Here is an 11087-nt window from a genome sequence, read left to right as displayed (position 1 = left end):
AGACCAAGACAAAAACTCGATTTTGAAACACCTAAATCGGAGTTCTACAAAAGAATATCATAATTTTGCACTTGCTGGTTGACTCTACGCCTCTGCAAAACTATTTTCTTTGTTTATTTTGTCAATTCTTTCTTTTTTTGTATCTTTACCCTATGAAGGAGACCTCTGCAAAATCCTCTATTCCCTTGTAGAGTTTATGCTTCCTTTGCAAGGCTTTGAAAAGACGACGCCACGGACAACGACGATATGTCCGAAAGGATAAAAGCAAAGACACCGGGGACGATTTGGAATACCCACTTACGAAAATAATATTCGAGTGCCATATCGCACAATAAAATCGGAGGAAACGGCCTTGTAATCAAAAGAATTATCGTACATTTGCCACACAATCCACAAAACTCCGATCAACGCATGGCAACGCAACGCAAAATCAAGACCGCACTCGTATCCGTATTCCACAAAGAAGGACTCGACAACCTCCTTGCCGCACTCCACATGGAAGGGGTGCGATTCCTCTCGACGGGAGGTACGCAAAGCTTCATCGAGAGCCTCGGATTCCCCTGCGAACGTGTGGAAGACCTCACCTCTTATCCCTCCATTTTGGGAGGACGTGTCAAAACATTGCACCCGAAAGTATTCGGCGGCATTCTCGGCCGTCGCGAACAGGAAAACGACAAGGCGCAGATGACACAATATGAAATTCCCGAAATCGACCTTGTCATCGTCGATCTTTATCCTTTTGAAAAAACAGTGGCCGAAGGGGCGTCGGAGGCGGAGATCATCGAAAAAATCGACATCGGCGGCATTTCCCTCATTCGTGCCGGTGCAAAAAACTTCAACGACGTGGTGATCGTGCCTTCGCAAGCGGAATACGAACCCTTGCTCGACATCGTCACCACGCAAGGGGCGACCACGACGCTCGAACAACGTCGTTGGTTTGCCACACGCGCTTTTGCCACCAGCAGCCACTACGACGACGCCATTCACCAATGGTTCAATAAATAAACCGCATACCTTTACGGTCTCACGATTTCGCCCAAAATGGCTTGCATCCGAGCGGAGAGCGTTTCACAACGGCGATTTGCGCGCAAACGGTAAAGTCACCAATCCATCAATTCTCAAAACACAAGAATGGGTATTTTTTCTTCTTTTTTCTCGATGAAACGAGAACTTGCCATGGATCTCGGAACTGCCAACACCATTATCATCTCGGAAGGTGAAATTGCAGTAAACGAGCCATCGGTCGTTGCCCTCGATCCCAATACGGAAAAAACGATTGCCGTAGGCGAGCGCGCCAAATTGATGTATGAAAAAACCAGCGAAAAAATTCGCGTGGTGCGTCCTCTTCACGACGGTGTCATCGCCGACTTCAATGCTTGCGAACAAATGATGCGCGGTTTGATCGGAATGGTTCACACCGGCCGACGTCTCTTCACCCCCTCCATTCGCATGGTCATCGGTGTTCCTTCGGGATCGACCGAGGTCGAACTGCGTGCCGTGCGCGACAGCGCAGAGCATGCCGGAGGGCGCGACGTCTATCTTATTTTTGAACCGTTGGCAGCAGCCATCGGCATCGGATTGGATGTCAATGCACCCGAAGGAAACATGGTGGTAGACATAGGTGGAGGAACGACGGAAATCGCCATCATCTCAATGGGGGGAATAGTTTCGAACAACTCCATTAAAATGGCCGGCGACGACTTCACTTCCGACATTCAAGAGTATATGAGCCAAAAACACAACGTTTCGGTGTCGGAACGCATGGCCGAGCGCATCAAAATAGCCGTGGGCAGTGCCCTCTCAGAACTGCCTGCCGACATCGCTCCGGAGAAATACGTGGTCTACGGCCCCAACCGCATCACCGCACTCCCCATGGAAGTGCCCGTGGGGTATCAAGAGATTGCCCATTGTCTTGAACGCTCTATCGCCCGCATCGAAACGGCAGTGCTCAACGCCCTCTCCAATACGCCGCCCGAACTGTATGCCGACATCGTGAAAAACGGTATTTATCTGACGGGAGGCGGAGCATTGCTCAGAGGCCTCGACAAGCGCCTGACCGATAAGATCAATATTCCTTTCCACGTGGCCGAAGATCCGTTGCTCTGCGTTGCGAAAGGAACGGGAAAGGCATTGGCCAACGTTGACGAATATCCCTGTTTGATGAGATAATCCGTAAAAAGAAAAGCCACCCTCTCTGAAAGGGCTGATGAAGCTGATAGGTTTCGACAAAGGCAGATCGGCCTTATTCACCTCTCACCCTCATCAGTCCGTTTTTATTATACATCATGCAAAATCTGCTCGACTTTTTGCGTCGCTACAACTACCTCTTCATCTTTGTGGTGTTGGAGGTAGTCAGTTTCGTGTTGCTCTTTCGCTTCAACAGCTATCAGGGAAGCGTGTGGCTTTCGGCCGCCAACGGCGTTACGGCACACATCAATAACCTCTACAAACAAGGAGAAGATTATTTCCGCCTCAAAACAATCAACACGCAACTGACGGAGGAAAACATACGTCTGCAACAAGAAAACGCCATCCTCTCCGAAGCCTTGCTCACTGTCACACACGACAGCACTTACACCGAGAAAAGAGTGAGCGAACAACTCACCGGCTACACTCTGATACCGGCAAAGGTGGTGAGCAACAAAGTAGTGCGCGGTGCCAACAACTATATCGTCATCAATCGGGGTACGGCCGAAGGCATCCGTCCGGAGATGGGAGTTGTCGGTGGTGGCGGCGTTGTCGGCATCGTTTATCTGACTTCAAAACACCACTCGCTGATCATACCCTTGACGCATGTCAAATCAAGCATATCTTGCCGGGTTCGTGGAAAAAACTATTTCGGCTACCTGCAATGGGATGGGCGAAGTACCCGAAAAGCACACGTAGACGACGTTCCTCGATATGCCAAAGCTCGACGCGGAAGCGTGATCGAAACATCGGGCTATTCGGCTGTGTTCCCCCCGGGAATTTTTGTGGGACGAGTAGACAAAGTTGTCAATTCCAAAGACGGACAGAGTTATCGACTTAACGTCGTGCTTGGCAATGATTTCGGCAATCTTCGCGATGTTAATGTCATTGCAACACCCTACAAAAACGAAATCGACGCACTGATGTTCCAAGCCGACAGTCTGTCGGAGCGATAAATCCGTTTTCCCCGATCCCATAAAGGGAAGTGCTTCTCATCACATTTTCGACAAATGCTGCAAAACTTTTTCATTCGCTCATTCTGGTTCTTGCTCCTCGTTTTACTGCAAACGTTGGTCTTCAATCACATTCATTTCATGGGCTATGCCACCCCCATGCCCTATGTCTACTTTTTGCTCATACAGCCGCACCACACCGATCGATGGAGCTACGTGTGCATGGGCTTCTTGCTGGGAATCGCGATAGATGTGTTCAGCAACACGATTGGAGCCGCCGCGGCCTCCATGACATTGGTCGGGCTTTTGACACCTTTGTTGGTGAAAATCTTTGCTCCCGAAGATAAACTCGATGAAGATTTTCTGCCCTCTGCCGCAACAATGAAATGGTCGGGATTTCTCAAACTTTCTGCCATTGCCTTTTTTTTGCATATTGCTCTTTTCTTCATGCTCGAAAACTTCTCTCTTTTTGATCCCGAAACATTGTTCATCAACATCGGAGCCAGTTGGGTGCTCACATTCCTTTTTGTGGTGGCCATAGAGCACATTCGCATGAGTTTCAACAAGCGTTTCACTTTGTAGGGTCTTTCCGTTCGCGCCATAGTTCTTTTTTTTCTCGCCATGCCCAAAGATTACAGTTACGAAAAGCGTAAATACACGATAGCCGCCATTGCCACGGTGGTGATCGTGGTCTACATCATACGCCTTTTCTCTTTGCAACTGATGAGCGACGACTATCGAAAAAGCGCAGACTCCAATGCTTTTCGGAAGGAAATCATCTATCCTTCTCGCGGCTTGATACACGACCGAAACGGCAAACTCCTTGTTTACAACGAGCCTTCCTACAACATTCTCGTCACCATGCAAGACCAGCGCGGAGTGGATACGCTCGACTTTTGTCGGACGGTAGGCATCACCAAAGAGGAGTATATCGAGCGCATGGCCGACATCAAAGACTCCAAAAAGCATCCGGGCTATTCTCGCAACACCCCCCAGCTTTTCATGAGTCAGATACCGGCTCGCGAATTTTCGAAATTTCGAGAAAAGCTCTTTCGTTTCAACGGTTTTTCGGCCGAGAAGCGTTCCGTGCGAAGATATGCCGAAAGCATCGGTGCCCATTTTCTCGGTGACGTCGGCGAGGTCAATCAAACCGACATAGATAGCGACAGCTATTACAAAAGCGGCGACTACATCGGAAAACTCGGCGTGGAAAGATCGTATGAAAAAGTGTTGCGCGGAGAAAAGGGCATGCGCATCATGCTTCGCGACGTGCACGGTCGAACACAAGGCCATTATCAAGATGGAAAGTATGACACAGAAGCCAAGCCCGGCCGAAATCTTACGCTCGGCATAGATCTGCAAACCCAACTTTTGGCCGAACGCCTGTTGGAAAACAAACTTGGTGCCATCGTCGCCATCGAGCCGGAAACGGGAGAGGTGCTCTGCATGGCCTCTGCACCGTCTTACGATCCACGCACCATGGTCGGCCGCGATCGCGGAAAGCATCATCGCATCTTGATGCAACATCCCATGCGGCCACTGCTCAATCGTGCCATCAGCGGCACCTACCCTCCCGGTTCTACCTTTAAGATGACCCAAGTGCTCATGGGGCTTCAAGAGGGCAGCATCGATCCGCATGTGGCTTTTCCCTGCTATCATGGTTTCAACTACAAGGGTTTGCACCTCGGCTGCCACGGTCACACCACTCCGACGCCGTTGCTCTCGGCCATACAGACCTCTTGCAATGCTTATTTCTGCTGGAATTTGCTTCGCATGTTTGGTAATCGCCCGAAATACGGCAATGTGCAAACTGCCATGACGCGTTGGAAAGACCACCTTGTCCGCATGGGATTCGGTTACAAACTCGGCATCGACCTTCCCGGCGAGCGGCGGGGTATGATACCCAATGCCGACTACTACGACAAAGCGTATAAGAAGAGCTGGAATGCCTTGACCGTCATCTCCATTTCTATCGGGCAGGGCGAAGTGACGGCCACGCCGCTCCAAGTGGCCAATCTTTGTGCCACCATCGCCAATCGCGGTTTCTACTATGTGCCCCACATGACGCGCCGTGTGCAAGGCGGCCGCATTGACACCACTTACACTCGCCCGCGCCACACCATGGTCGATCGGCGATGGTACGAATATGCAGTCGAGGGTATGCGCCGCGCCGTGCTCGGTGGAACTTGCAGAGGGGCAAATCTGCCCGACATCGAGGTGTGCGGAAAAACCGGAACGGCACAAAACCGTGGACAAGACCACTCCGCTTTCATGGGATTTGCCCCCATGCACAAACCCAAAATCGCTCTGTGCGTCTACATCGAAAACGGCGGATTCGGTGCCGACTTTGCCGTACCGATCGGCTCGCTCATCATCGAGCAATACCTCACCGGCAAACTCTCCGAGGCTTCTCGGAAAAAAGCCGAGCTTTTCCAACATCGCATCATCAAATACGGAAACTATGCGCGATAACCACATCAACCCTGCTTTCAGAGCCGACGGATGGGTGCTTCTGTTGTTTGTTTGCCTGCTCATTTTCGGGTGGGTCAGCGTTTGCGGTGCGAGCCACAGTTTCGGAGAGTTGGATTTTCTTTCTTTCGACTCGCGCGCCGGCAAACAGTTGCTGTGGATCAGTTGTGCGCTCGGCTTGGGTGCAATAATCCTGATGTTCGACGACCATTATTTTGACATGATGGCCGACCTCGTCTATTGGATCATTATGCTCGTTTTGTTTGTCACTCCCTTTTTGGCGCACGACATCAAAGGCTCCAAGTCCTGGATTTCCCTCGGCCCCGTCAATTTGCAGCCGGCCGAGTTTGCCAAATGTGCCACGGCGTTAATGCTCTCGAAGCTCATCGGTCAAAACGGCTTTACGCTCAACGTTCGGGCTCACCTTTTCAAAGCCTCGGCCTATGTTTTGCTGCCGCTCTTGTTGATCGTGTTACAAAAAGAAACCGGTTCGGCACTCGTGTTCTTCGCTTTTTTTCTGATGTTCTACCGCGAAGGCATGTCGGGCAGCATTCTGTTTTGCGCCGTGGCCGCCGTGACCTATTTTATCATCGGCATCGGTTACAGCTACGACCTCCTGCCCGGCACGACGGCTTCGATCGGCGAATTTTCGGTGCTCTTGCTCATCTGGCTGTTCACCGTCGGCCTGCTCAAAGTCTATCATCCCCGACAGCCCGAACACGCCCGTCGCATCTTGTCGGGCGGTGTGTTGCTCCACCTGCTCACCTATGGCTTTTCGAGTCTTATCCTGCCTTTCGACGTCAGTTGGGGGCAACTGATCGGTTTGACCGCGATGATAGTTTATCTCGGTGTGCAATGGATCGGTCAGCGCATGCGTTCCTTTTTGCTCATCAGCATTTTCAGCATCGGCAGCATCGGCTTTCTCTATGCCTCCGACTATGCCCTCAACAATGTCCTCAAAGAATATCAGCGCACGCGCATCAAAGTGCTGCTCGGCGTTGAAGAAGACCGCGATGCCTCCTACAATGTCAATCAGTCTAAAATAGCCATCGGATCGGGAGGACTGCAAGGCAAAGGGTTCATGAACGGCACGCAGACCAAACTCGACTATGTGCCCGAACAAGACACCGATTTCATCTTTTGCACCGTTGGCGAAGAGCAGGGTTTTGTGGGAGCAAGTGTCGTTTTACTGCTCTTTCTCGCACTGATCCTCCGCCTCATCCTGTTGGCCGAACGTCAAACTTCCACTTTCGGGCGAGTCTTCGGCTACTGCGTTTTGTCGATTTTGCTCTTTCACGTCTTCATCAACATCGGCATGGTGCTCGGTTTGGCTCCCGTCATCGGCATTCCCCTGCCGTTTTTCTCTTATGGCGGTTCCTCTCTGTGGGGCTTCACCCTGCTGCTCTTCATCTTTCTGCGCATCGATGCCGGTCGCAAAAAGCGTTGAACGCCGTTTGTCACATTCCGCCCCTCTCGTTTCACATTCCCTTTCTGCTTTCTTCCATCACATTTTCGCTTTCCACAGATATGTCTCAACCCTCTTCCGATCGCCTCAGCACTTTCATCCGCATAGTGCTTTTCACGCTCATCATACTCTCGGCCATAGGCCTTGTGATCTATCTCAAACGGTCTACCGACGTTCCGCTATCTCCCCAACATGGTTTCGGCCGCGACAGTTCTCTCCAACTCGCCACTCCCGACACGACCATAGCCCCCGACCGGTCGTCGGGCAGTTTTCACACCGCTCCGGTTGTGCCGACCGACTCCGTGACGATGGATCTGCGCGTACCCTCTGACGCCGGCTACGAAGACGGCTACTTTGCCGGTCTTGAAGACGGCGTCAATGGAGATGAGCGCGCCTCCTACGATGAATCCTCGCAGTTTCCCAATCCTGCCCAACGCCGCAATTATGCCGAGGCCTATCGTCGAGGCTATGCGCAGGGTTTTGCCGACGGATCGGCGGGAAGAGAAGAGCCTTCCGAGGCTGCTTCGCCCCTTGTACCCCAACCTTAGCCACCCCGACAGCCATGACCTCGCCTCTCGAAACACGTTTGCAAACACGCGGCATCCGCCCCACCGCCGGACGCATCTTGGTGCTCCGTGCACTCACCCGGGTCGATTGCGCACTTTCGCTCACCGATTTGGAAGCGAAACTTCCGACCGTGGACAAAAGCACCATATTTCGCGCATTGACTTGTTTTTTGGAACATCATCTCGTTCATGCCGTCGAGGACGGCAGCGGTCAGCTCAAATATGCCCTTTGTCCCGACGATTGCCATTGCGGTGAAGATCTCCATGCCGGGCTGACGGATCTTCACACCCATTTCTATTGCGAAAACTGCCGCAACACCTATTGTTTGAGGGGCTTGCCCATTCCCGCGCCCCACTTGCCGGAGGGCTTCCACCTCCATTCTGCCAACTATGTGCTCAAAGGCATTTGCCCGAATTGCAAGCCTTGTTCGTCGCAACGTTGAAGGCTGGTCCACGACAAGAACTACCCCTGCTTCGAGTTCCCAATGGGTTCTCAAAGCAGTTTTTTATGAAGATCAGTGCTACACCGAACCATTCCTGTCCGGCAGACTTCAAAACCGCACAAAGGTCTTGTCCGAAGCCCTGCATATAAGAATGGGTTTCGGACTTTATTTTCCCAAAAGCCTCTCTCTCCAATCAAACAAATTACAGAAATGAGAAATAGAATTATACACTCTTTTTAAATAACAGACAAAAACGACGAACAGTGTCTTGCAACCAAATATAAGGACGGGCACCAAGAGGTTATAAATGAAGAGTATTTATATAAATTCATTCAATTAAATGAGTTTTTGAGCTGTAAGCTACATGAACTCAGAGGGTATTAAATTTTAATATGACAATAACGCAGCTTACAAATCCCAAGGACTTTGCTCCTATCGTACATGCTATCGGAACGGATATTGAGCAAACTCAGGTGCGCGTGATTGCTTCGGCTAATGCTGATATGCTTTTCCATTACTGGAAAGTAGGACATTTTATTCTCTACCTCCAAAAGAAAGAAGGTTGGGGAAGCAAAGTCATTGACAATCTATCCAAGGCTATACGCTCACAATATCCTGACAAGAAGGGATACTCTCGCAGAAACATCTTCTATATGTGCCAGTTCGCCAGTGCTTATCCGCTGGAAATACTGAACAAAATGGTTGAGGTGAATAGCTTGCTTCAAAATCCAACGTTAGAGTATGTTTTGAACCTAACAAAAGAACTCAATCTATTAGTGCAAGAACCTCTTGCACTAATTCAATTCACAGAAAATCAAAGAGATATAATTGTGCAACAACCTCTTGCACAATTAGGCGCTATTGCTGAAACGTTGTCGACTATCTACGACAGTGACATTAGAAAGATAGAAGAAGTATTCAAGCAGTCACCCATCGTTCGCACCAACTGGGCGAGCCACGTGATTCTAATGAATAGCAAACTGCCCCTAGGTGAACGCTATTGGTACATAACGCAGGCGGTTGCTAATGGTTGGAGTAGTAATGTTCTGCAAATGCAGATTGAGACCAATCTCTTTGCTCGTCAGATTGAGGCTAAGAAAGTGAATAACTTTGCCGTGCGTCTCCCCAATCCACAAAGCGACCTCGCTAACTATCTGATGAAAGACCCTTATATCTTTGATATGATGGGGCAAACGGAAGCGATGAATGAGCGAGATATTGAACGACAACTCGTGCAGCACATCACAAAGTATCTGCTTGAAATGGGCAGTGGCTTTGCTTTCGTAGCGCAACAGAAACATTTTGAAGTAGGTGATTCAGATTTCTATGCCGATCTCATTCTCTACAATATCCAACTGCACGCCTATGTGGTTATCGAGCTCAAAGCCACACCTTTCAAACCCGAATACATGGGACAACTCAACCTCTACATCAATGTAGTAGATGATACGCTACGTGGCGAACACGACAACAAGACCATCGGCTTGCTCCTCTGCAATGGTGGCGACAAAGTAGTGGCGCAATATGCCCTCTCTGGCTACGACCAGCCCATCGGTGTCAGCGACTACCAACTCTCAAAGGCTATTCCTGAGAATTTGAAGTCGGCTCTGCCTAGTATAGAAGAGGTTGAAGAGGAATTGTCGAAAGCAATAAAATAGATTGTTACAAAATAAATGATTAAGCCTTTGTCTTGAATGAGTGACAGGCATAGTTATAACTAATTTACATAAGCCATGATTGAAAGAATTTTTCATCCTATCGGTCAAGGAGCCTTTTATTCCGAAAGACACACGTCATGCAATATCAATATAGTGTATGACTGTGGTACGACCAACCCAAGGTTACTTGCCAAACAAAGAGTGGTAAGTCAGAGTTTTAGAAAAGATGATGTAATTCACATTCTCTTTATCTCTCATTTTGACAAAGATCATATTTCATTGATAGATACATTAAAGAAAGCGGTCAAGAAGATTGAGAGGGTTGTACTCCCTCTTCTTCATGATGAACAAAAGATATTTCTTTCAAACATATACAAGGCCTTAGGGCAATCACGTTTGGCAAAGTTAGTCAGCGATCCAAATGACTTCTTTGGGATAGAAACTCAGATTATTGGAGTACGTCCAAGTTCTGATACGGAGATTGGAGAAATTCCCTCTTTGAATGTGTTAGAAATAAATGAGACTAGAACAGAAATACAAAGTGGAACCCCACTGACCATAAATGGTTTTAACGATTGGGTGTACATACCCTTCAATTATCAATCTAAGACTAGAAGCAATGAGTTTCAAAACAAATTGCACAATGAAGGTATTGATGTTGGCAAATTGAAAACTTATCCCGATTACCTTTTGTATGGTATTACGGACGTTGAAAAGAAAAAGATAATTGGTGTCTATAATGGCAGGGGTATCTATAAGGGCAAGGGGGTTAGCGGAAACATTAACGAAAACTCGATGTTCTTATACTCAGGACCATCATGTAAAAAGGATTTACATAAACATTCTTGGATAAGGGGACATTATAGTTGTGACCTTTCCATATGCTATATTGATATTGATTGTCATTCGCATAGAGTTGCTTGCCTATATACTGGGGATGGTGATTTGAATAAAGTGGATATTAGAAAGCTCTATGGAAGGTATTGGGACTTAATAGGAACTATACAAATACCTCACCATGGAAGTGGTAAATCTTTTAAAGCAACCCCCTTTGACAAGGGCGGTTTCTTATGTCCTATGTCTGTAGGAAACAAAAATCCTTACAGACATCCCTCTCCAATCGTTATTAGTGAATTATTTTTAAAGAGGAATTTTCCTATACTTGTAACAGAGGATAGTACTTTCGAGGAAGATATTCACTAATAGTGAGACCTCTGCAAAACTATTTTCTTTTTTTTATTTTATCAATTCTTTCTTTTTTTGTATCTTTACCCTATGAAGATCTCCCCCTGCTCCCAACTTAGTTTTGCCGACCAAATCGTTTCCGATCGCAAAGTAAAAGATGT

General features: G+C 48.5%; 10 protein-coding genes. All 10 read left to right on the top strand.

The annotated features are described in order from the left end of the window. Positions 1-411 precede the first annotated feature (411 nt). The 10 genes from EII14_RS08800 to EII14_RS08755 all read left to right on the top strand — a co-directional run bounded on the left by EII14_RS08800 (position 412) and on the right by EII14_RS08755 (position 10944). Positions 412-1005, top strand: coding sequence for an IMP cyclohydrolase (locus EII14_RS08800; protein WP_124932160.1), 594 nt, complete (start codon positions 412-414; stop codon positions 1003-1005). A 126-nt stretch (positions 1006-1131) separates the two neighbouring features. Beyond that, entirely contained in the window at positions 1132-2169 is a 1038-nt protein-coding gene (locus tag EII14_RS08795) for a rod shape-determining protein (RefSeq protein WP_124932159.1), read from the top strand. Positions 2170-2285: 116 nt separating this feature from the next. Continuing rightward, on the top strand, positions 2286-3143 hold the full coding sequence (gene mreC, locus EII14_RS08790) for a rod shape-determining protein MreC (protein WP_124932158.1): 858 nt from the start codon (positions 2286-2288) through the stop codon (positions 3141-3143). 54 nt (positions 3144-3197) lie between these two features. Further along, positions 3198-3722, top strand: a complete 525-nt coding sequence (gene mreD / locus EII14_RS08785; RefSeq protein WP_124932157.1) for a rod shape-determining protein MreD — start codon at positions 3198-3200, stop codon at positions 3720-3722. A 39-nt stretch (positions 3723-3761) separates the two neighbouring features. Then, the gene (locus EII14_RS08780; RefSeq protein ID WP_124932156.1) at positions 3762-5612 is read left to right on the top strand and encodes a penicillin-binding transpeptidase domain-containing protein; all 1851 of its coding nucleotides are present in this window, start codon (positions 3762-3764) and stop codon (positions 5610-5612) included. After that, on the top strand, positions 5602-7056 hold the full coding sequence (gene rodA / locus EII14_RS08775) for a rod shape-determining protein RodA (protein WP_124932155.1): 1455 nt from the start codon (positions 5602-5604) through the stop codon (positions 7054-7056). Before EII14_RS08780 ends, rodA begins: the two co-directional genes overlap by 11 nt. A gap of 80 nt (positions 7057-7136) precedes the next feature. Beyond that, positions 7137-7622, top strand: a complete 486-nt coding sequence (locus tag EII14_RS08770; protein ID WP_124932154.1) for a hypothetical protein — start codon at positions 7137-7139, stop codon at positions 7620-7622. A gap of 14 nt (positions 7623-7636) precedes the next feature. After that, on the top strand, positions 7637-8083 hold the full coding sequence (locus EII14_RS08765; RefSeq protein WP_124932153.1) for a Fur family transcriptional regulator: 447 nt from the start codon (positions 7637-7639) through the stop codon (positions 8081-8083). A gap of 392 nt (positions 8084-8475) precedes the next feature. Further along, on the top strand, positions 8476-9741 hold the full coding sequence (locus EII14_RS08760; RefSeq protein WP_124932152.1) for a YhcG family protein: 1266 nt from the start codon (positions 8476-8478) through the stop codon (positions 9739-9741). Positions 9742-9816: 75 nt separating this feature from the next. After that, positions 9817-10944: a hypothetical protein gene (locus EII14_RS08755; protein ID WP_124932151.1), complete on the top strand. Its 1128-nt coding sequence runs from the start codon at positions 9817-9819 to the stop codon at positions 10942-10944. The last annotated feature ends 143 nt before the right edge of the window (positions 10945-11087 follow it).

It is taken from the genome of Alloprevotella sp. OH1205_COT-284, assembly GCF_003859795.1.
In the GTDB taxonomy this organism is placed as follows: domain Bacteria; phylum Bacteroidota; class Bacteroidia; order Bacteroidales; family Bacteroidaceae; genus Alloprevotella.
The sequence above is the reverse complement of the archived record's forward strand: the minus strand, read 5'-3'. Positions and strand labels throughout refer to the sequence as shown.